Here is a 22,653-nt window from a genome sequence, read left to right on the forward strand (position 1 = left end):
TACTTATGCCTTATCGCCAGTGTTAAACCAAACATGGTTATTTTCTGCCAATAGTTCATCAGCATCATCCGGTCCCCAACTACCAGCACGGTAAAGCGCAGGTTTACCCTTTTCTTGCCAACGGTCGATAATTGGATCAATCCATTTCCATGCTTGACGAACTTCGTCGCGATGAATAAATAGCGAAGGATTATTTGCAGCCGCATCTAGCATTAAGCGCTTGTATGCATCTGAATGAAAACCATTGCTATAAGCTTGTGAAAGCTCAATGTTCATTGTTACTGGCTCTAGCTGCATTTGAAGGTTATCAAGGCGCTTAGACATAAGCGTTAATTGAATTGTTTCCTCTGGTTGCAAGCGAATAACAAGACGGTTTGGTTCGATATTACCTACATCATCTTCGTATATATTGTGTGATACTTTTTTGTATTCAACCACAATTTCAGCACAGCGTTTAGCCATACGTTTACCTGTACGAAGGTAAAATGGAACACCGGCCCAACGCCAGTTATCAATGTGTGCACGAATAGCTACAAACGTTTCCGTTTTACTTGAACCTTCTTTTAGCTCTTCTAAGTAACCTGGTACAATTTTACCGTTTAAGTCACCCGGTACATATTGACCACGTACAATGTTTTCATCAACATCGCTGCCATCGATTGGGCGAAGCGCTTCTAATACTTTTAATTTTTCGTTGCGGATACTATTCGCATTAAGTTTATTTGGCGCTTCCATTGCCACTAAACATAATAACTGAAGTAAATGGTTTTGAACCATGTCGCGTAGTGCACCCGCTTTATCGTAAAAACCTGCACGGCTTTCTAGCCCTACTGTTTCAGACAAACTAATTTGGATGTTATCAATAGATTTAGCGTCCCACATGTTTTCAAATAATGAATTTGAAAATCGTAGTGCCATTAAGTTTTGTACTGTTTCTTTACCTAAGTAATGGTCAATACGGAATATTTGTTCTTCTTCAAAAAACTCTGCAATTTTAGAGTTAATTGCTTCAGCAGATTGACCGCAATAGCCAATTGGCTTTTCAACAACAACACGAGATGTTGGTGTTACTAAGCCTTTTGTAGATAATATTTCACAGCAAGTGCCATATACAGCAGGTGGAAGTGATAAATAGAACACACGTGATTTAGTGCTTTCGTGTTCATCTAAAATACCTTTTAACACATCCCAATTGTCGTCAGCTTCAGTAACGTTGCTTACTACAGGTACTAAAAAGGTAGAGAATGCTTTCCAATCTTTAGCGTTAAATTCGCCTTTACTTAAAAATTCTTGTAATGCTTGGTGCGCTGTTTCTATGTACTCAGCTCGCTTATCTTCTTCGCGAACAGTTGGCAGTATACGTGAGCCTTCAGGTAAATTACCTTCTTGATATGCTCGATACATTGCTGGTAGTAATTTGCGTAACGCAAGATCACCACCGCCCCCAAAAATTATAATATCAAAAGGATTAAGCATAGTTACTCTCTACGTTTAGGATACCTATTACGACTGCACCGGCAGTATGGTATGCCTGTTTACTTATTGGATGATGTTAGCTTTTATAAGTATGTTTAAACAAAAGCCTACTGAATTGTTCTTTATTGATGATGTTTTTATTATTTGATCATCTGCGCTTGTTAAATGAGCCTTAGGGGCCCTGTATTTCCTCTCACAAAAATACAGACCCTAAGCACTCCAGCGCTACCCGTTCAAAGGTACTCGGTTTGCTTACTTTAGTTACGTAAGCTAATTTTTTACTGCGTACGGTGTTGTTTATAGTACGCCATTAAGCCGTTTGTAGAACTATCGTGATCGTGTTTAACACTCTCATCAGTTAGTTCACTCTCAATTTTAGATGCCAACCCTTTACCTAGTTCAACACCCCATTGATCAAACGAACATATTTCTAAAATAATGCCTTGGCAAAATATTTTGTGCTCGTACAGTGCAATTAAACGACCAACTGTCTTAGCATCTACAGTATCTAATAGCATAGACGTTGTAGGACGATTGCCTTGATGAATTTTATGATTTAGCAATTCATCTATTTGCGCTTGTGATTTACCTTTAGCGGTTAAATCAGCAGTTATTTGCGCTGCATCTACACCGGTCATCATCGCTTCTGTTTGTGCAAAAAAGTTAGATAATAAAATATCATGGTGCTTATCAACACTTACTTGTGGTTTAACCGATGCTATAAAATCAGCTGGCACAACTACATTACCTTGATGTAAACACTGGTAAAATGCATGTTGACCATTAATACCAGTCATACCCCAAATAATTGGAACCGTTGTGTACGGCACTGTTTCACCAGCAAAGTTTACGTGTTTACCATTACTTTCCATTTCGCCTTGCTGTAAATAAGCAGGCAACATATGAAGTGCTTGGTCGTACGGCAAAATAGCTTGTGCTGTGTAACCTAAAAAGCTGGTATTCCATACACTTAAAAGCGCCATAATTAACGGTACGTTTTGCTCCAAAGGCGCAGCTTTAAAGTGTTCATCAACTTCAAATGCCCCTTCTAAAATAGCTTCAAATGCTTCAAAACCTAAATACAAAGCAATCGGTAAGCCTATCGCACTCCAAAGAGAAAAGCGACCGCCAACCCAATCCCACATAGTAAATACGTTTTCGTCGCTAATGCCAAAAGCGGCTGTTTTTTCTAAATTAGTACTTACCGCAACAAAGTGCTTTGCAACAGCACTGTTATCATTTGCGGTTTCTAAAAACCAGTCAACGGCTGTTTTAGCGTTAGTCATGGTTTCAGATGTAGTGAATGTTTTAGAAGAAATAACAAACAATGTTGTTTCAGGGTCAATTGCTTTTAAAACAGACGCAATCTGCACGCCATCGGCGTTAGATACATAATGAATATTTAAGGTGTCGTCAGCTAATGCTTTTAATGCTTCAGTTGCCATTTGCGGACCAAGGTTTGATCCACCAACACCAATGCTAACCACATTTTTTACAGCTTTACCTGTGTAGCCTACCCATTTACCACTGCGTACTTTTTCAACAAACACTTTAATTTTTGCTAGTTCGTTATCTACCGCTTGCGTTACATTTTCACCATCAACAATCAGTGGTGTATGTGCACGGTTACGAAGGGCTGTATGTAATACTGAACGATCTTCGGTGATATTAATTTTTTCACCGCTAAACATTTTTTCACGCCACGTGGCAATGTCACACTCTTTGGCAAGTGAAATTAACTGAGCAAAAACATTTTTATCAATAAGCTGTTTTGAGTAGTCGAATAATACACCCGGAATTTGGGTCGAAAATTCAGAAAAACGCGAATCGTCTTGTGCAAATAATGTTTTAAGATGTGTTTGTTTCATCTTTGCTGCACTTTGCTCAAGCGCTTGCCAACTTGCTAATTGCGATCGGTTAGACATTTAATTATCCCCTAAGTTTTTCAACTAATTGATTTAATATTTCTTTTTTATAAAAGCAACACATTTGTAAGTGCTCATTTATACGTAAATAAAGCGTTCTTAGTATAACGAATAATGAAAAAAAAATGCTGTTTTTATAATTTCAGGTGCAGATGATAACGCACTTTTTTGCTTTTGACACCGGTATCATAAAATTTTTATAAATTAATTGACCCGCAATTTTAAAGGCACTGGCATAGTTTAATTGTTTAAAATGAAATATTAATGAATTTTAATATACCGTTAAATTCAAGTAATCGCTATTTGCTAATATAGAACAAATAAAAAGGTCAGCTATAAAGCTGACCTTCAATATTTTTTATAATTAATTAGTAGCTAAGCGCTAAACCACCATTGAGGTTATAAACAGTTTTGTAGCCAAGCTGCGATAAATTTGTAGCAGCAAGCTTTGAACGGTTGCCACTTCGACACAGTAATATATAGCTATTATTTTTATTGAGCTGACCTTCTACAATAGCATTTGCCATTCGACTTAACGGAATATTTAGCGTTTTATCACTATTGCTGTTAAACAACTGAGCTACATTATTAGCACCGTGCTCGTAAGGTTCTCGTGTATCTATTAAAAATGCATTATCGTTATTTAACATCGTTTTTGCAGCATCAAAAGTGAGTTGCAACGTTGTCACACTCGGTATTGCATCAACATAGCCACATAACTGCGTACTACTAACTTGCTTTTGTGTATCGTAATGCTCTTTTTTTACAGCAAACTCATCAACCGTTATATCACCCGAAAGTAGTTCATTAAGTAAGGGGGTTTGTTGCTGCTGCACATACCAGTTCATAGCAAAGCATTGTTGATAGTCGTGCCCGGAGCAAATTACGCTATTATTTGAAAGTTGTTCGTTTAGTAAAACTAAAGACTGCCCCATGCTATAAGCGCTTCCCCCTTCTAGTTTGGTATTGCCCAAACCGGCTGGTAAAACTAAGTCTCCGCAAAAGCAATAACGTGCCTGCCCACTTTTACTTTTTAATATGTAAGTTACGCTATCTTTGCTGTGACCTGGCGTTGCTATTTTTTCAAGTATATCATTATCTAATTCAATGGATTTACTGTGCGTTGACCAACCTAATTCGTCAACGTCAGTCTCAATTAAATGCGATGCTAAAACACTTCTTAATATAGCGGCTGCTGGGTTACGGTCTTGGTGTGCGTGCGTATCTAAAATTGCAGCTATTGTTAAGTTTTGCGTATTTGCGATTTTTTCAAAGCGAGGGATCAGCTCACTTATTGGATCAATTATTACCGCTTGTTTATTATCGCTTACGTATAACCAACTACATGCCCCTAAATGTCTAAATTGTGTTAAGCCAAGTGCACACACTTCTTGTGTTGGTGTTGTGCTGTCTGACACGATTAAACAATTTGCTTGTAAAATAGGTTTTAGCGCTCTAATACACCTGCATGCGTGTGCAATCTCTTGCTCAGTAGTTGCAGGTCCAAACGATAACCGAATCGCATTTTCGCTTTGCCACGTTGTTGCCCCCATTGCATCTAACACAAAACTTGTTGATGCACCTGTACTGCAAGCAGACCCACCACTAACACGAATTCCTGCTGCATCAAATAAATCAATCACCTCTTTGCTTGTTAAGTCATTAACTGCAAAGTTAAGTGTTGTAGGCACCGAATAAGCAAAATCATGATTAAATGTAATATCACCAAATGTATCGCTTAGCGCGCAATGTAATTGATCTCTGTAAATATTTAATACATCAGTTGATTTGAATGTTGAGTCGGTTTTATCAAGCAATAAACTGAATAACTTATTAAGCCCTGCAATACCTGGTAAGTTTTCGGTACCTGAGCGCATACCGTTTTCTTGCCCGCCACCCGCAATAAAAGCCGTATAAGCACTACCACTGCGAATATATAAAAGCCCTATTCCTTTTGGAGCATAAAGTTTGTGCCCTGAAAACGGTGCATAATCTATTGTTGTTTCGCTAAGTGCTAGCTGTTGCTTACCCAGCGCTTGAACGCAATCAACCATCCACGACACATCGCTATTGCGGCTTCTTATTGTGTGCTCTATTGCTTTTAAGTCTTGATATACACCGGTTTCGTTATTAACTGCCATAGTGCATATCATTAATGCATCATCAATATGTTGAGCAATAAACTCTAAATCTAAAATACCGTTACTATCAACAGGAATGGCAAGTACTTTGGCGTTTATTTCAAGCACACTATTCCAATGCTTTAACGTATTTGGTACCGCTTTGTGCTCTGTAGCACCATATAGCAACACTGGATTTTTTTTATTATGTTTTTTAGCGTTAATCAGTGTAGAAACAACAGCGGTTTGAATACCTTCGGTCGCGCCAGATAAAAATAAAATATCGCCATCGGTCGCACCAATAACTGTACGTGCTTTTTGGCGTGTTTGTTCTAATAAATGTTTGGCTTGAATACCTGTAATGTGCGGGCTTGAGGGGTTACCAAAACATATTTGCATGGTATGAGAAACTACATCAGCGATACAAGGCAACACGGGAGTTGTTGCGTTTGCGTCAAGATAAACTTGTTTCGCTGGTTCATCTTGCAATAAAAACTCAGACATTAAAAAACGCACCTTATTACTAAAAAATATATCTTATTACCAATAGTACATAAATTTAAAGGTAATGAGTAATAATCAATTAGCACTAGAGGTGCGTTTACTATGCTTTTTTATACTAAAAGTCTGTTTACTTAATTATTCACTGAGCTCTTTAGCAATTTCTTCGTGGGTAGATGACCACGCTGTTATTAATGCTTTTACTAATGAAGCCAGCGGTATCGCAAAAAACACCCCCCAAAAACCCCATAAGCCACCAAAAAACAGCACAGCAACAATTATAAACACTGGGTTTAAATCGACTGCTTCTGAAAAGAGTAAAGGTACAAGCACGTTGCCATCAAGTGCTTGAATAATTCCGTAGATAATTAAAATAGTCCAAAATTGAGTTTCTAATCCAAATTGAAATAATGCCACTGCGGCTACCGGAATGGTTACAAGTGCAGCGCCAATAAACGGAATTAACACCGAAAACCCAACAAGTACGCCAAGTAATGCTGCATAGCGTAAATCTAAAACAGTAAACGCAATAAATGAAGTGCCACCTACAATCAAAATTTCAAACACTTTTCCGCGAATGTAATTCATGATTTGCTGATTCATTTCGTTCCATACTTGTAAAATTAAACGTCGTTGCTGCGGAATAAGTGTAGCAACGCTGCTTGTTAGCTCAAGTTTGTCTTTAAGCATAAAAAACACAAGTAGTGGCACTAATACTAGGTAAATTAGCCATGCAACTACATCTTTTAAAGACGTAAGCGAAAACGAAAGTACAGCTTGACCAAACTCAACTACTTTAGCTTCAACGTTTGCCACTATTACTTGTACTTGTTCGGCGTTAATTAAACTCGGGTAATGCTCAGGAAGCGCAAGTAAAAATGACTTTCCTTGCTCAATCATATGCGGTGTTTCTTGCACCAAATTACTCGTTTGCTGCCAAAGCACCGGTCCTATTACTAAAATAAGCGTTAGCATAATGCCAATAAAAATTAGCATTACAATAATTGTGGATGTAAATCGTTTTAAGCCAAAACGCTCTAAATGCAGCACAGGCCAATCAAGTAAGTAGGCTATTACCAATGCAACGAGTACAGGCACTATTAACGAGCCAAAAAAATACAGTAAGGCAACAGATGCCAGTAACAAAAATAATAGGGTAAACGAATGAGGATCTGAGAACTTCCTTTCGTACCACGTTTTTACATACTCAAACACGTAATAACTCCACTAATAACAACCCCTGTTGTTTATTTAAATTATAATTATAATCATTTTTTTGCAAAAACCGCTCTATGTCATCTGCGGCTTCACCCTTGTTCAAACTAAACGTAATGCTTTGCTGTAATGATAATGCTTTACGTAGTCCTAATTTAAACTGAATAAACTGTTGAGGACACTTATAAATTCGCAAATCTTGTTTCAACATACTCGCTTTACCAACGTGTTAAAATGAATAATAAGTCGTATCGCCACGGTCTAGTAATTTATAACACGTGAACAAAGGTAACTTTTTCTTAAAACAACCACTGCAATGGTTTATCCTTACACCATAGTTAGCAGTAAGGATAAGTTAATGCCCGGCACGCATAATAAAGCGCAACTGCCAAGTAATCCAACACTCAAAGAGATTAATTGGTTTAAAAAACAGATAAACTGGGGAGAGTTACCTCCTTTTTATCACCTTGTTGCCTCATCAATAAGCGAATCTGAAGGGATTTTAGAGCATGGGTTTGATAACGCTGTTAAAAATTTAATTGATAAGCGTAATTGGAATTTAGATTTATTAGAGGGTTATGAAGATAACCTTGGCGAAATTCATACTAAACATAAGCCACGTATAGCACTGCACCAAGTGTTTACAGACAGAGGGTTTGAGCTTTGGGCTCAGCCTTATGCTAAAGACGTAATTATTGATCAATACATTAAAGGTAACCGCTTTGTAGAGTTTAAAGTATGGGACCCACTTTCAATGAAAAATTTGATTAGAATAAACCAATTACATAAGTTTATTGGTTTTTACTTTGAAAGCGGCGACAAAGCAGATAAAGCCATTATTTTACACGCACATAAAGTAGTGCATAAAATTATCACTTTTTTGCAGCGTGAATTGAACGTTGTAAAGCTAGATGGAGTCACAATAAAAGAACTCTATCAATTGTGCGAAAAAGATAGCCGTGCAAGTAGCGACGAAATAGACATTGCCAAAATTGCTATTGGCGAAAAAATTAACAAGGAATAAAATGCAGCTAAAATCAGCCTTTATCACTTTATGCAGTGCCGCGCTTACGTTTAGTCTGTTAGTAAGTGAGCCTTTAAAGGCGCAAACTAACTTTACACTTCCTGATTTAGGAACTTCTGCATTACAAGCTCTTCCGCTCGAAAAAGAACAAGCGATTGGCGAAGTAATGATGATGCAAATACGTGGTTCATCACCGGTAATAAACGACCCTGTACTTGACGAATACTTAACGACTATTGGTCGTAAACTAGTCGCCAACGCGAACGATGTGCGTTTTCCATTTTCATTTTTTTGGATAAACAACTCTGAAATAAATGCATTTGCGTTTTACGGTGGTCATGTAGGTGTGCACACAGGGTTAATAGCTCAAGCAGATAACGAAAGTCAATTTGCCTCAGTGCTTGGTCACGAAATTGCCCACGTTACTCAACGTCATTTAGCGCGCAGAATTCAACAACAACAAGATAACAGCGCCCTTACTATTGCAGGTATGATTGCCGGTATATTAGCCACGGTTGTTGCGCCAGATGCAGGTATTGCGATTATTTCAGCAAGCCAAACACAATCGGCTTTTAGTCAGTTAACGCATAGTCGCTCTGCTGAGCAAGAAGCTGACCGCATAGGTATGCAAACACTTAATAATGCAGGCTTTGATCCACGCGCTTCAAGCGAGTTTTTAACTAAACTAGCTGCACAAATACGTTATAAATATAAGCCACCTGCATTTTTGCTAACTCACCCATTACCAGAGAGTCGTGTATCAGACGTACGCTTACGTGCGCAACAATTCCCTGTTCGCCTTATGAATGCAAGCCTTGAGTTTAATTTAGCAAAAAGTAGAGTACTTGCGCGCTACGACAATAAACCGGAAGAAGCTGAAAACTTATTTAGAAAACTACTTCGCGAAAACACATATAATAACACCGCGTTAAAATACGGTTTAGCCATAAGCTTGCTTGATCAGAAAAAACTAGACGAAGCGGCTCCAATTTTAGATGAGCTTTTAAAAAGCGACCCTAAAAACCTATTTTATATAGATACACATACAGATTTACTTATAGCGCAAAAAAAACCTGATGAAGCCGTTAAGTATTTAGCTAATTTAAATCAATATCGTCCCAATAACCAAGTAATTACGCTTAATTATGCCAATGCTGCGCTTGAAGCTAAGCAGTATCAGCTTGCCGAAAATATTCTTAAGAGTTTCTTACTTGAAAAGCCCGATCACAACTTAGGTAAACAACTACTTGCTGATGCCTACAAAGAACAAGATAAATTAGCCGCCTACCACGAAGCTAACGCAGATGTATTATCGCAATATGGTGCATATTTAAAAGCGGCTGACGAAGTGCAAAAAGCACTTAATTTTGTAGATTCAACTGAGCTTGTTAAACAACAACGCTTAAAAGCACTGCTTACTCAGTACCGACGTTTACAAAAAGAGCTTGCAAGACTTTAAGTCTGCAAGCGCTTGCCCTAAAATAGAGGCAATTCACACTTTGGATACATTTTATGTCTGTTACTATTTACCACAACCCACGTTGCTCTAAGTCTCGCGAAACCCTAGCGTTACTTCAAAGTAATGATATAGAGCCAAGTATTGTAGAATATTTAAAAACACAGTTAACTAACGAGCAAATTTCAACGCTTATAAATCAGCTAGGCTTTACATCTGCACGAGAACTAATGCGTACAAAAGAAGACGACTACAAAGCACTTAGTTTAAAAGATGAAGCAAACGAAGACGCACTTATTAACGCTATGGTGCAAAACCCAAAACTGATTGAGCGCCCTATTGTGGTTAACAATGGTAAAGCAGCAATTGGTCGCCCGCCAGAAAACGTACTAAGCGTTTTATAATGAGTGTAACTATAGTAGTGCTTTATCACTCAAGCCATGGTTCAGTTGAAGCAATGGCGCACGAAATAGCTGAATCGATAGAACAGCAAGGTGCCACAGCACTGCTTCGTACTTTTGTAGCAAAAAATGCACACGACATTGTGATAAGTAAAGATGATTTAATAAATTGTGATGGACTTGCATTTGGCACCCCTACTCGCTTTGGTATGATGGCTTCTCAGGCAAAAATGTTTTGGGAAACCACCAGCGATTTATGGTTAAAAGGTCAACTAATAGATAAACCTGCATGTGTATTTTCGTCATCAAGTAGTATGCATGGCGGCAATGAAGCAACCTTGCTCAACTTATCGCTACCGCTACTACATCACGGAATGATGTTACTTGGCGTGCCGTACGATGTCCCTGAACTACTTGGCACACAAACAGGCGGAACGCCCTACGGTGCGAGCCATGTTGCAGGCAGCAGTAATAGTTCGCAGTTAAGTAAAGACGAAATTAAAATATGTCAAAGTGTGGGCAAACGCCTCACTCAAATAGCGAGAAAACTTAAATGAATACAGCTGATATTCCAGCTAAAAAGCCGATAACAATTAAATTTCAACGCACAGCCCTCATTGGCTATATTGGGTTGTTTATTTTAATGCCACTGTGGATGTATATAGTGCCTCCTCAAGAAGGTCCGCTTGATGTGGTTTCTCTTTTTCTGCCAATTATACCGTTATTACTCCCGCTTAGAGGAATAATTAAAGACAACACATACACCTATGCATGGGCTAACTTTATTGTAATGCTGTATTTTATTCATGGGCTTACTATGCTTTGGGTAGCACCAGATGAGCTAATATGGGTATTGTTAGAACTAGTATTTGCATCGGCAATGTTTATTGGCTGTACATATTACGCAAGGCATCGCGGTCAAGAGCTTGGTTTAAAAATTCGTAAACTTAAAGAAGAACTTGCAGAAGAAAAAGCGGTAAATGAGCACAATAAATAACAATATATTTGTTTAATTTAAACATAAAAAAACGCGCTAAAATAAATTTCAGCGCGTTTTTTATTAATTTTTTAGCTTATTATCACATAAGTAACTTTAACTAAACCAAATCACTCAATGCCGCAAGCGTTACAATACTCGCCAAACCAAGCTGAGCAACTAAGCTTATTAAAGAAAATATTCTTAAAACAAACAAACCCCATGGATGTTTAATATGAGGATACAAAGCACAGCGCTTAAGGCTCATCGCAAAGAAAAAACATATAACGGTAAGCATCGTTAAACCAAGCGTTAATTCGCTTTTAACCGTGAGCGTATCATCAAAAAAGAAAAACAACTGCAAAGGGAAAAGTAACGTAACAATAGCATGTAACGCATGTACTTTTTTAATTCGAGCAAACTGCCCATCTGGCGACAATTCTTTAATTCCAAAATCGCGCTCTAAGCACTTCACTAAATTAGTAGCTTTAATACTAACCGCTAATCGGTAGCAACTTAAGCCTTCTTTGTTTCGAGTTCTAAAATCGTAACCGGCTTTAATTAACAACACCATTAACGATTCATTTTTAGAAAGCACCGCGTAATGTAGGGCTGTGTTACCTAAATTATCACTCACTTTTTTGTCTTGTTTTGTAAGAAGCGTTTCAACTACACTTACAAAACCTCGCTCGGCCGCCCACATAAATGCTGTTTTGTTGTTTTCATCAGCGAGAGTACCTGTAGCACCTTGCTCAATAAAACGCATTGCCATAGTTTGCTTAGCTGTTTTTTTACGTAAGTGCGTTAGTAGTGCTTTTTCAAGCAATACAACAGAGTCAACATCAGGGGACACTTGCGTAAGTAACGTAAAGTAATCTTTTCCTGTCGCTACTTTTTCACTTGCAAGCTCAGATAGTTTTTCTAAGTCTGCAACTGATTCAGGAATAAAAGTACTTAGGCGATCTCTAAAATCGAGTTCTTTCCATAGCGCTAAAGTATCAACCGCAGAAAGCTTACTGCCATTATTTAAAGCATGTTCAATGAGCGTAAAATAACGTTTGCTAAAAAACAGGCTTAGTAAAGATTGAGGTGTAGCAATAGCATTTTGCGCAGCAACACTTGCATATTGCTCCAAGCGCTGGCAAAGCATTAATACTAAGCTTTCAGGGGTATATTCATTATCATAAAAATGGTTTTTAACCGCACTAATATACGCTTGCGCGTCTTCGTCATATTCAGAAATATGTTGAAAGAAACACTCTTCAAAAGGTTCTAACGGCGTTAACCACGCCAAATAATAAATAGGCGGTAAAACAGTGGTACATACACCATCATCTTCATCTGTAGAACGACAAGCAGGCCAGGCTTCCAAAGCATCTAAAATAAAGGCACCGTTTTGTTCTACAAGTCCTTTAATAAGTAATGGGTATTCCTTTGGCCAAATCAGTACATTTTCCATTAAAACAACACAACTCCAGTGTAGCTTGGGTAAGTGGTCAGTTATAGCAGTTTTTAGCTGACACCACGCTTAATCAAAGAGTGAATATTCTAGCACACCCTGATCCCCACGCTAGCCCTAAGTCGATGAATAAGCAAAAATATAAAAGCAGCCGAGTACATAAGTACTTGGCTGCTTTTTTGGTTGGAGCTATGCTTAATCAGAGCCAGACAAATATGGGTTATTTATTCTTCAATTCTGTAATTACTTGCTCTAAACCAACATCTGAAATACGCTGAGTAATCTCTTTTTGTTTAGCACTTAGTAACGAAATACCTTCAGCAACAATATCGTATACTTTCCACTCATCATTTTTACCTAAACGAAGCTTAAAACTTAAATCGATTGTTGGTGCGTTTGGTTCAATAATTTGCGTATTAACTGTCGCGTATTCAGAGTCACTTTTTGCATTATTTTTTTCAAATACTACTTTTTGACCCGTGTATTTCATTAATGCACCAGCATAAGTGCCTGTTAAGTAATGATCTACGGAATCAATAAAGCGAACGGCTTGTTCACGCTCAATGCCTTTGATGTGCTTACCTAATAATTTAAACGACACAAACTTAACATCTATATGTGGCATTAAACGTTTTGATACGATTGCCGACATTGCCTCTTTGCTTGCATTACCTTTGGCATTTACTTGGGCAATGTCAGAAAATAATGTATTGGCTACTGATTCAAGCAATTGATCAGGAGATGTTTGTTCTTTAGCAAAAACCGAGCTGCTTAAAAATGCAGTAGCAAGTAGTAAAAGTTTAATGAGTTTCATAATATGTTTTGTCTGTGTGATTAATATGTCTGCAATTTACGCGATAAATACGCAACGAAAAAGACACAAATAAGCAATTTATTAATGCCAATTCAGCACCAATAAATTTATTAACGCAAATTCAAGTAGTTACTAGCCTCTATTAACACCCCATAAACAACCGGCATTTTGTCCTCATTGAATTTGCTAGTGGGTCGCCCTTACTATTTGTTTATCAACTTGAACAAAATAAAAGTAGTCACCTATGAAAACGTCACTCAAAACATTTTTTATAGCTTTTATATTAATACTTTCGCTTTTTGGAAAATTTGCTTTTGCCCAATCAAACCATGGGTACGCGGTTGATATACTTAAGGGTGAAGGTAACGTAAACGGAATTAAATTAGCATATCAATATCATGCACCTAGTATGCAAAATCTGATTGGCGATGCCCGTTTTTATTTTGAAACCAGTGTAAATATGTGGGAGTACCGACACGGCGATCAAACACAGTCAAACCTAGTTTTAGCCATGTCGCCTGTATTACAATTTCCCGCGTTTAGCTTTAACAACACTCCGTTTTATGTTGAAGCAGGAATTGGCGTATCACTAATAGATGAAACCGAGTTTGCAGGTAAAAATATTAGTACACACTACCAATTTGAAGATCGAGTTGGTTTAGTTGCCGACTTTGGTGAAACAAACGTAGCCCTTAGAGTAATACACTATTCCAATGCGGGGTTTAAAGAACCAAATCCAGGTCTTAATTTTATGACATTGTCGGTAGCAAGGCGCTTTTAAAGCAACCTAAATCTTAGTTAAAATAATTACTAATATGCTGAATTACAATAATATTAAAATTTATCTTTCTCTGGTCAAAATTTATAGTAGTAGCAATGCAAATTTACGCGTTAATAGCTTACTTATTGCAAATAAATTAAACGCAGTTAGTATTCTATATAGCTGTTTTAAATAGATTTACTATCAAGGTTTTAAGCGGTATGAGTACTAACGTAATGTGGTTTTATTTATCAAATAGAATGATTTTGTATTTTATTGATATTTAAATACAAAGCCGTCAAACTTTAGCTTTGTTTAAACTTAAGAAAAACCCTTATGCAAACTTGGCATATAGTCACTATTGTAACCATTGTTTTTGCCATTATTATTGGCAACATTGCACTTATTAAATACTCTGCAAAAGTGGAATTTAAAAAGCACGAACCAAAACTCAAAAACACGGTACGCACAAAAAAGCCCTGATTAATCAGGGCTTTTTAATACCTGCTAAACCTAACCTACTAGCCAATGCGCCATAAGGGCAATAACCGGTAAAGTAATTAGCGTTCGCAGAATAAAAATAATAAATAACTCTAAAATATTTACTGGTATTTTACTGCCTAATAAAAGTGCGCCAACCTCAGACATATAAATAAGCTGAGTTACACTCATTGCTGCAATAATAAAGCGCGTTACATCACTTTCAATAGTAGTCGCCAATATTGACGGAATAAACATATCGGCAAAACCAACCATAATAGTTTGTGATGCTGCGGCTGCTTCTGGTACTTGCAATAACTCTAAAAATGGCACAAACGGCATACCCAAATACTGAAATATAGGCGTATGCTCAGCAATAATGAGTGCAAATGTACCTACAGCCATAACTACGGGTAATACACCAAACACCATATCAAGCGCGTTATGTACGCCCTCTTTTATAGTGCCTTTAACACCTGTTGAGTTATCTGCTTTAGCAAGCGCTACATCTAACGAATGACCAAATAAGCTTTTATGATCAGGAATTGACTCAGCATTTCTATCTGGCTCACTGCCATCTATTAGTAAATCTTTTTTAAAGCGCAGTGGCGGTAATCGCGGCACAATAATAGCGGCTACAATACCCGCTAAACATACCGTTGCATAAAATGGTGCAAATAGGTATTCAAGTTTAACTTGCCCTAACACCACTAAGCTAAACGTAATAGACACCGCTGAAAATGTAGTACCAATAATGGCTGCTTCGCGTTGTGTATAATGCTTTTGCTCATACTGCCTTGCAGTCATCAAAATACCTACGCTGCCATCACCTAACCACGATGCAGTACAATCAACCGCGCTTCTACCTGGTACACCAAATATAGGGCGCATCACTTTAGTCATTAACGTACCAGCAAGCTCTAACAGACCAAAATTAATTAATAGCGGTAATAATAAACCCGCTAAAATAAATACTGAAAACAACACAGGCAATAACTCATTTAATACGAGTGCACCAGTGCTGGTTGAGGTAATCATCTCGCTGCCCATGCTTAAGTACGTCATTAAAACAAATGCCATACCAAATAATCGCACCACTAACCATGCCCAGCTCACATCAAACAAATGCTTTAGCAAAGGCGACTGACTAATAGCAGCGGGCTTAAAGGCTTTAGTAACAATAGAAACAACACCAGTAATACAAATAATTACAGTAATAAAGGTTTGTATTGATTCAGCCATAACCCCTTGTACAATTTTTGCCATAACGGCAATAGGAATGGTCATTCCTGCAGAAATATCAATAACTATTTCTTTAAAGAAAATACTGCTGAGTGTTTCAGAGAGAGCTACTTTCATCTCTGCGGAGGTCGTTATGGGTGTCATAAATAAAAACACACCAATTAACGATGGAACTAAAAAAGTAAACCAAGTGCGCCACGTGTAGTGTGAGCGAGGAGGTAACTGTGACATATTGTTTAACCCATAAAAACCACAAAAAGAGCATAGCGCTCTTTTTGTAGTAAAATTTATTATTATTTAAATTTTAATGCCACGCTTAATGAGTGCAGCTTCTAATGCTTGTTGTAAACCATTCATAGTACCAGGCTCAAGCGTTTCGCCCTTTTCATCCATCCACGTTAAGCTTGTACCGCCTTCTTTAGTTTTACTAACTAAAATTTGGTACTGACCTTCATCAATAGGTAATTGTGCAACTTCATCGCCCCAAATAGAATCCCATACACTGGTTTCTGGTGCTTTGTAATCTGCCGTAATTAAGCCAGTTTCTTGGTTAATTTCAACTATAGTGAAAGATAAACGCTCTAAAAAGCCAGAAAAACGATCAAATACAGCATCGTAAGACTGCTCAGTAACCAATGCTGCATTACCTTTATTATCAAAGCCCATTTCAATTGAAATAATACCTTGGCGTTTACGCATATCAACTTCAAGTTGGCGATAACGATAATCAAACTCTGCAATTACTTCGTTAAGTGCACGCACTTCTAATTGCTGCTTTAATATATCAGTAAGTGTGTTGTCACCTTTAAAGTCAATCAACTCAACGCGTAAAGAAGCAGTACGTTGGTGTGATTTTTCTTCAATAGTAAATCTAAACTTTTCTAAATCGGCGTTTTCACTATCGCCCCAAAGCCAGCTTTCTTCTGTTTTAATAATTGAATACCAATCGGTTTCAATCACACCTAACAGCTTATCTTCTTTAATCGTTGTTGCATTATTGTCGCTTAGAACCGATTGAATCGAATCCCATACAAAGTCATCTAAATCAACAATGCCATCACTTTTATCAAAATAAACACGAGACAACGTATCTGTTTCTTCAACCCAACTGCCTTTTGCTACGGTAAGAACTTGAGCAGGCGGACGGTAATTAGTTGCGTCTGGATTATTGTCGTACTGACCTACTTCCATTTTAAAAACGGGGTCTTGAGCTGGTTGAGACAATGACGCTGGCGCTTTTACAGGCTCATGTGTGCGATAATTACGCTCATTATGTGCATCGTTAGTAAATACACTACACCCTGATAAACTTACCAATACACTTACTGCAAGTGCTTTTGGGATCCAATACTGCACAGATATTTCTCCTTAGCATACCCTTTAATTGTTTTAACAAGTATATGAGTGGGTTATGCCGATTTGGTTCAGTGTAAAATCGATATTAACTTTACATTTATTATTTGGCTGCCTAATTGCAATAAAGTTCAGCACTTCAACTTAGAAAAAAACTAAGCGCAAATAAACAAATTTTAGCTATGGTACTTTCCTGTGCCAGTAAAAACAAGAAACACCGCACTTTAAAAACGCTTAATTACCGTGTGCTGTAGTTTACAGACGGTTTTGTGTTAAACTTCGCCGCCAAACAGCCTCTCGCGTGTGTTTAGTGCTGTTGCCAATTTAGTTGTTAATAATCCAAGTAACTTAGGTATTTTAACCCATGACTGCATTTTCAAATCATCAAATTGTTTTAACTGCTATTGGCGAGGATAGGCCTGGTATTGTAAGCGAACTTACCCAATTAGTAAGTGACTGCCACTGTAATATAATAGACAGCCGCATTGCTATTTTAGGCTGCGAATTTACCTTTATAATGTTACTAAGCGGCGATATGTCGGCAATAAGCCGTATTGAACACGTTTTACCAACTAAAGCCATGGAACTCGGTCTGCTTACCATGATGAAGCGCACAGCAAGCCACACTCAAAGTGAGTTTTGTGCAGGATACACACTCGAATACACAGGCATAGACACCCCTGGTACACTTAGTAAAGTGACCCGTTACTTTGCCGACAACAATATCAGCATTTGCTCGTTAAAATCAGACACATTCGATGAACAAGTCGATACTAAAATGCGCTGTGAAATAGAATTTAATATTCCGGTTGATGTCGACATAGATCAATTTAAAATTAGTTTTGAGAGCCTTTCTCACACACTAAACGTAGATTATATTTTTAAACGAATTCGTTAAGGATGCTAAACATGAACACAATTAGTCCATTACAAGCCGGCGATGCTGCACCCGCTTTTAGCCTACAAAACCAAAACGACGAAACAGTAACATTAAGCGAACTGTTAAAAGAGCAACAAGTGCTTGTGTACTTTTACCCTAAAGCGTCAACTCCTGGGTGTACTGTACAAGCCGAAAACCTGCGCGATGAGCAAGCACAACTTGCTAAATTTAACACCCGCGTTGTAGGTATTAGCCCAGACCCGATTAAGCGCCTTAAAAACTTTGAAACTAAAAAAGAACTTAACTTTGATTTATTAGCCGACGAAGACCACGCCATTGCAGAAGCATTTGGTGTATGGGGTTACAAAAAGTTTATGGGTAAAGAATACGATGGTATTCACCGCCTTACGTTTTTAGTAGGTCAAGACGGTAAAGTTAAACACCTATTTGATAAGTTTAAAACCAAAGATCATCATCAAGTGGTTTTGGACTATCTCGCAGCAGAGTAAGTAAGTGGCAGAGTAAGTTAGCTACCAGCTATTAAAAAAACAGAAAAGCGTTGCTCAAGGGCAACGCTTTTTTATGCCTATAAATTTGCGCTATATAAAACTTAAATAGCAATAGAGTAAATAATTTATTAAAACTTTCAAAGCACTTATTTTTAGCACCTTGCCAATTGGATACTTAAACCTTGAATAACAGCCTAAAATTTAAACTTTATTTAACTGCCTTAATCATCTGTATTATCGGTTTTAATTTTTCTGAGCCAAGTATGCAATTTTACTCAAACCCGTTTTATATCGGTAGTTTCGTTTTTGCTATTGCACTTATAATCTCTGTAATTAATTACGCCTGCCCTGCCTGTAAGAAAAACTAAGTAATGCGATCTATTTCTAGTTATAAGCTCCCCACTAACAATTGTTATAACTGTGGGAAAGAGATTGATAACAAGAGAAGTCAGTAAGTCGCGTATTCGATGCGGCTTATTACTACTTAGTAAATTTAAAGTGCATGGTTTGAATGTTCTGTCATAACCTAGAGCAAATACCCCTAATATTTACATTAAAGGATTCACCAAGCTCTACCTGCTTTCTTTTGTGATAACTCTTTTTTGGATAACCCATTATCTAACTTTATTTTGATAACTCGTCATTGCTTTATTTATTTTGCTTCTGGAATTTTTTAATAATTATCATTCCTTGATGTCTTATTTCAGGGTACATTGCTGTTTCATAAAAATGGGATGTACCTAAAAAATATAGCAACTCACGCAAATCATAATTAATACAACTAAGCCATTGAAACAAAGAAGAAAGAGGATTTTGTCTATCTTCTGTTTTAAAAAAATATAAATTAGAAGACTCCTCACTTTCATAGATATCAATAACCATATAAGAGTTGTCGTATTCTCCATATATATTTAAATCTATGCGGGGATCTTGTAAACAAATACCCTCTTCATTAGCAATGATTAAAATCCAAGTGCTCAAGCTAGTAATATCGCCTATGGTAAGCATACCAACATCTACTTTTTTAACCGACTCAATCCCTTTTTCGATTCCTGTTGCATTGTTTACTTTTTCTGTAAGATCATCTTCTACTTTATGTTCTATAAATTCGTCTGAACTCATGCAATATCCAAATAGTTAAATATATATTTTGGGAAGCCTGTTAGGACGTTGAGTAGTAAAGATTTGTCGGGTTTCGTTTCAATCAGAAACTAAATTAGTCACCCAAACTTAGCTAAATAAAAATTAAAGTGGGTTATGAAGTGGACGACCCCCCAAACAGTATCTATGCGTCACACTGGTAATAACTCAAACTCAGTTAAAGGAAACATTCACCATGAAAATTAAGAAATTATAGAAAACTAAAGGAGACAAATTTTGACTTCACACATCATGATTAATTAATGACAACTTTTATCACTTTTCAGCCATTTGATAATACAAAGGACCGAAATAAATTGATAGAGCCTTTTTATCGTTAGGTTGGGTTTCGTTTCACTTAATAACAACGATGAAATAACAACTTTGACACTCCTCCTAACCTCCTTCACAGGTAACGATAAAAAATGGACTTTTAGTTAAAAAGTTAGCTTATTAGTAGCTTTGCTTATTCAATTAAGATGTCTGCCGTGTACTTTTAAAGAACAACCGTATTAGTAATAGCAATGTGAACAATACTTAAAAAAACACTTTACGATTAGGCATAAAATTTTCTTATGTTCTATAACTTATAAATTACATCGAATAGAAGATGATTAAAACTGCATTTCAGGCACGTGTTCAGGGACAATCAACTCGCCTTCGGTTAATTGCATTATTTCATCAACAGACACACCAGGCGCACGTTCTAATAAATGAAACTTACCTTCTTTAATTTCAATAAAAGCTAAATCAGTAAGTACTTTTTTAATGCAAGCTTTACCGGTAAGCGGTAACGTACACTGCTTTAATAACTTAGATACGCCATGTTTTGATGCATGAGTCATCGTGACAATGATATTGTCTGCGCCAGCAACTAAATCCATAGCCCCACCCATGCCCTTTATTAATTTTCCAGGGATCATATATGAGGCGATATTTCCTTGGCTATCAACTTCAAATGCTCCTAGAACGGTTAAATCAACATGACCACCACGGATCATGGCAAATGATTCAGCAGAATCAAAAAGTGATGCGCCTATTGCCATTGTTACGGTTTGTTTACCTGCATTAATAAGGTCAGCATCAATTTCCTCTTCAGTTGGAAATTGCCCCATGCCTAATAACCCGTTTTCAGAGTGCAACATTACTTCAATACCTTCAGGGACATAATTAGCCACCAGAGTTGGAATACCAATCCCCAAGTTAACGTAATAACCATCTTTTAATTCTTGCGCAACTCGTTGTGCCAGCTGTTCTCTTGAAAGAGCCATAAATCCTCCTTATTTGTTAACCGATTGAGTAGAACGAGTCGTTCGTTGTTCTATTTTTTTTTCGAATGATCCTAGAATTAATCGGTCTACGTAAATACCCGGTGTGTGAATTTCATCGGGATCTAATTCTCCCGGCTGTACTATTTCTTCAACTTCAACGACGGTTATCTTACCTGCTGTAGCCACCATAGGATTAAAATTACGTGCTGTTTTCCGGTAAACCAAGTTTCCATATGTATCTGCTTTCCATGCTTTTACGATGGCAAAGTCACCCGTTATAGCTTCTTCTAGAATATAATTCTTTCCATTAAACTCGCCTACAACTTTACCTTGGGCAACTGGTGTTCCATAACCTGTGGCAGTATAAAAAGCAGGAATACCAGCACCACCGGCACGTATTTTTTCGGCTAAGGTACCTTGGGGAGTCAATTCTACTTCAAGTTCACCAGCCATCATTTGTGATTCAAAGTTAGTATTTTCACCAACATAAGACGCTATCATTTTTTTTATTTGTCGATCAAAAAGTAGTATACCTAAACCATGTGTAGTGGTTCCGCAATTATTTGAAACAACCGTTAAGTTTGTGGTTCCTTTTCTTTTTATTTCATGAATTAGGTTCTCTGGTATACCGCAAAGGCCAAAACCACCCGATATTATGGTCATACCGTCCATTAAGCCCGCCATTGCCTCTTCGTAACTATCGACTACTTTGTTAAAGCCTGACATTGCGTATCCCCTTAGATATTTGTGTTGTTATTTTTATGATAGATATCGTATTAAATACCCGATTTTTTAGCTCGTGCTAAAATAGCTCTAGCGTGGGTACGCACCGGTTCATCCACCATTTCGCCATCAACTGAAATTGCGCCATCACCTGAAAGCACTATTTTTTCCGCCCAAATCATTTCTGCTTTTGAAGGAAGAAATGCACGCTTAACCTCTCCAACTTGTTTAGGGTGTATGCATAGTTTCCCTGTAAAACCGAGGTTTTTTGCATGAACGCTATCATCGAAGCTGATGTTTAGATCATCAAGTGCTGTTGTTACACCATCAATCGGAGCCGCAATTCCAGCAAGTCGAGATGCCATTATTAATTCAGACCGTATCGGTAGAAGAACCTCACGCAAATGAGCGCAACCGAGGTCAGTACAAAAGTCCACTGAACCAAAAGCAATTCGTTTAACCCCTTGTGTTGCCGCAATGCTTCGAGCATTCGATACTCCAAGAGCTGTCTCAATGAGTGCGATAATTGGAATTTTTTCTCCGAGCGCCTCGAAAACGCTTCTTATTTGCTGAGAATTTTCAGTTTTGGGAAGCATAACTGCAGCAACAGAAAGTTGGCGCACGGCTTGCAAATCTTCGATGTGCCACGATGACCCTTCCTGATTTACCCGAACAATTACTGGAAGATCAGTAAAATCACAAGTAAGTGCCTTACGAGCATATTCCTTTGCATCAACAGCTACAGCATCTTCAAGGTCAAGGATAATAGAATCTGCACCAGAAGCAGCCGCTTTACTAAAGCGTTCAGGTCGGTTTGCGGGTACAAAAAGTGGAGTAACAATATTTTCAATATTTAACATTAAGTGGCTTCCCCGTAAAAAAGTTATGTGCCCAATTACAGCAAAGCTGTAGGTTATCGTGCATTATA

Annotated in this window: 22 protein-coding genes; 9 read left to right on the plus strand and 13 right to left on the minus strand. The window is 37.6% G+C overall.

The features are described 5' to 3' along the window. Window positions 1-3: 3 nt before the first annotated feature. The 5 genes from zwf to GQR56_RS12190 all read right to left on the minus strand — a co-directional run bounded on the left by zwf (window position 4) and on the right by GQR56_RS12190 (window position 7,448). A complete protein-coding gene (zwf, locus tag GQR56_RS12170) occupies window positions 4-1,476 on the minus strand; it encodes a glucose-6-phosphate dehydrogenase (protein ID WP_024612937.1) in 1,473 nt (490 codons plus the stop codon). Window positions 1,477-1,754: 278 nt separating this feature from the next. Then, complete coding sequence (pgi, locus tag GQR56_RS12175) at window positions 1,755-3,401, minus strand: glucose-6-phosphate isomerase (protein ID WP_166111798.1); 1,647 nt, start codon at window positions 3,399-3,401, stop codon at window positions 1,755-1,757. 368 nt (window positions 3,402-3,769) lie between these two features. Further along, window positions 3,770-6,025 (minus strand): aminotransferase class V-fold PLP-dependent enzyme, encoded by a 2,256-nt coding sequence (locus GQR56_RS12180; RefSeq protein ID WP_166111801.1) that lies wholly within the window; start codon window positions 6,023-6,025, stop codon window positions 3,770-3,772. Window positions 6,026-6,160: 135 nt separating this feature from the next. Beyond that, window positions 6,161-7,237 (minus strand): AI-2E family transporter, encoded by a 1,077-nt coding sequence (locus GQR56_RS12185; protein ID WP_024612940.1) that lies wholly within the window; start codon window positions 7,235-7,237, stop codon window positions 6,161-6,163. Further along, window positions 7,230-7,448, minus strand: a complete 219-nt coding sequence (locus GQR56_RS12190; protein WP_024612941.1) for a hypothetical protein — start codon at window positions 7,446-7,448, stop codon at window positions 7,230-7,232. Before GQR56_RS12190 ends, GQR56_RS12185 begins: the two co-directional genes overlap by 8 nt. A 147-nt stretch (window positions 7,449-7,595) precedes the next feature. Between GQR56_RS12190 and GQR56_RS12195 the strand changes: the two genes are divergently transcribed. The 5 genes from GQR56_RS12195 to GQR56_RS12215 are packed head-to-tail and all read left to right on the plus strand — an operon-like array spanning window position 7,596 to window position 11,115. Beyond that, window positions 7,596-8,261 (plus strand): hypothetical protein, encoded by a 666-nt coding sequence (locus tag GQR56_RS12195; RefSeq protein WP_024612942.1) that lies wholly within the window; start codon window positions 7,596-7,598, stop codon window positions 8,259-8,261. Window position 8,262: 1 nt separating this feature from the next. Beyond that, window positions 8,263-9,720, plus strand: coding sequence for a M48 family metalloprotease (locus GQR56_RS12200; protein WP_024612943.1), 1,458 nt, complete (start codon window positions 8,263-8,265; stop codon window positions 9,718-9,720). A gap of 53 nt (window positions 9,721-9,773) precedes the next feature. Beyond that, entirely contained in the window at window positions 9,774-10,121 is a 348-nt protein-coding gene (arsC, locus tag GQR56_RS12205) for an arsenate reductase (glutaredoxin) (protein ID WP_024612944.1), read from the plus strand. Further along, complete coding sequence (gene wrbA, locus GQR56_RS12210) at window positions 10,121-10,675, plus strand: NAD(P)H:quinone oxidoreductase (RefSeq protein WP_166111804.1); 555 nt, start codon at window positions 10,121-10,123, stop codon at window positions 10,673-10,675. The genes arsC and wrbA overlap by 1 nt, the downstream gene beginning before the upstream one ends. After that, window positions 10,672-11,115, plus strand: a complete 444-nt coding sequence (locus GQR56_RS12215) for a DUF2069 domain-containing protein (protein WP_166111806.1) — start codon at window positions 10,672-10,674, stop codon at window positions 11,113-11,115. The genes wrbA and GQR56_RS12215 overlap by 4 nt, the downstream gene beginning before the upstream one ends. A gap of 100 nt (window positions 11,116-11,215) precedes the next feature. Here the strand turns inward: GQR56_RS12215 and GQR56_RS12220 are convergent, their stop codons facing one another. Both GQR56_RS12220 and GQR56_RS12225 read right to left on the minus strand, forming a co-directional pair. Next, entirely contained in the window at window positions 11,216-12,553 is a 1,338-nt protein-coding gene (locus tag GQR56_RS12220; RefSeq protein ID WP_024612947.1) for an ankyrin repeat domain-containing protein, read from the minus strand. Window positions 12,554-12,773: 220 nt separating this feature from the next. Next, a complete protein-coding gene (locus tag GQR56_RS12225) occupies window positions 12,774-13,367 on the minus strand; it encodes an ABC transporter substrate-binding protein (RefSeq protein ID WP_166111809.1) in 594 nt (197 codons plus the stop codon). A 244-nt stretch (window positions 13,368-13,611) separates the two neighbouring features. On the opposite strand from GQR56_RS12225, the gene GQR56_RS12230 reads away from it, so the two are divergent. Beyond that, the gene (locus GQR56_RS12230) at window positions 13,612-14,148 is read left to right on the plus strand and encodes an acyloxyacyl hydrolase (RefSeq protein WP_166111811.1); all 537 of its coding nucleotides are present in this window, start codon (window positions 13,612-13,614) and stop codon (window positions 14,146-14,148) included. A gap of 315 nt (window positions 14,149-14,463) precedes the next feature. After that, on the plus strand, window positions 14,464-14,610 hold the full coding sequence (locus GQR56_RS12235; protein WP_076917075.1) for a DUF2897 family protein: 147 nt from the start codon (window positions 14,464-14,466) through the stop codon (window positions 14,608-14,610). 30 nt (window positions 14,611-14,640) lie between these two features. Here GQR56_RS12235 and GQR56_RS12240 read toward each other — a convergent pair whose 3' ends face one another. Then, on the minus strand, window positions 14,641-16,080 hold the full coding sequence (locus GQR56_RS12240; protein ID WP_024612950.1) for a YjiH family protein: 1,440 nt from the start codon (window positions 16,078-16,080) through the stop codon (window positions 14,641-14,643). Window positions 16,081-16,146: 66 nt separating this feature from the next. Continuing rightward, a complete protein-coding gene (bamC, locus tag GQR56_RS12245; RefSeq protein WP_166111814.1) occupies window positions 16,147-17,205 on the minus strand; it encodes an outer membrane protein assembly factor BamC in 1,059 nt (352 codons plus the stop codon). 361 nt (window positions 17,206-17,566) lie between these two features. On the opposite strand from bamC, the gene GQR56_RS12250 reads away from it, so the two are divergent. Together GQR56_RS12250 and bcp are read left to right on the plus strand one after the other, a co-directional pair. Continuing rightward, a complete protein-coding gene (locus tag GQR56_RS12250; protein ID WP_166111817.1) occupies window positions 17,567-18,100 on the plus strand; it encodes an ACT domain-containing protein in 534 nt (177 codons plus the stop codon). A gap of 11 nt (window positions 18,101-18,111) precedes the next feature. Next, window positions 18,112-18,591: a thioredoxin-dependent thiol peroxidase gene (bcp, locus tag GQR56_RS12255; protein WP_166111820.1), complete on the plus strand. Its 480-nt coding sequence runs from the start codon at window positions 18,112-18,114 to the stop codon at window positions 18,589-18,591. Window positions 18,592-19,239: 648 nt separating this feature from the next. Here the strand turns inward: bcp and GQR56_RS12260 are convergent. From GQR56_RS12260 to GQR56_RS12275, 4 genes are all read right to left on the minus strand, one after another. Then, on the minus strand, window positions 19,240-19,713 hold the full coding sequence (locus GQR56_RS12260; RefSeq protein ID WP_166111823.1) for a hypothetical protein: 474 nt from the start codon (window positions 19,711-19,713) through the stop codon (window positions 19,240-19,242). Window positions 19,714-20,345: 632 nt separating this feature from the next. Then, window positions 20,346-21,002 carry a 3-oxoacid CoA-transferase subunit B gene (locus GQR56_RS12265; RefSeq protein WP_166111826.1) on the minus strand — a complete coding sequence of 219 codons (657 nt, stop codon included), beginning with the start codon at window positions 21,000-21,002 and terminating at the stop codon, window positions 20,346-20,348. Window positions 21,003-21,011: 9 nt separating this feature from the next. Continuing rightward, window positions 21,012-21,728: a CoA transferase subunit A gene (locus GQR56_RS12270; protein ID WP_166111829.1), complete on the minus strand. Its 717-nt coding sequence runs from the start codon at window positions 21,726-21,728 to the stop codon at window positions 21,012-21,014. A gap of 50 nt (window positions 21,729-21,778) precedes the next feature. Further along, complete coding sequence (locus GQR56_RS12275; protein ID WP_166111831.1) at window positions 21,779-22,585, minus strand: CoA ester lyase; 807 nt, start codon at window positions 22,583-22,585, stop codon at window positions 21,779-21,781. Window positions 22,586-22,653: the final 68 nt, after the last annotated feature.

It is taken from the genome of Pseudoalteromonas sp. Z9A5, from assembly GCF_011378875.1.
Classification (GTDB): domain Bacteria; phylum Pseudomonadota; class Gammaproteobacteria; order Enterobacterales; family Alteromonadaceae; genus Pseudoalteromonas.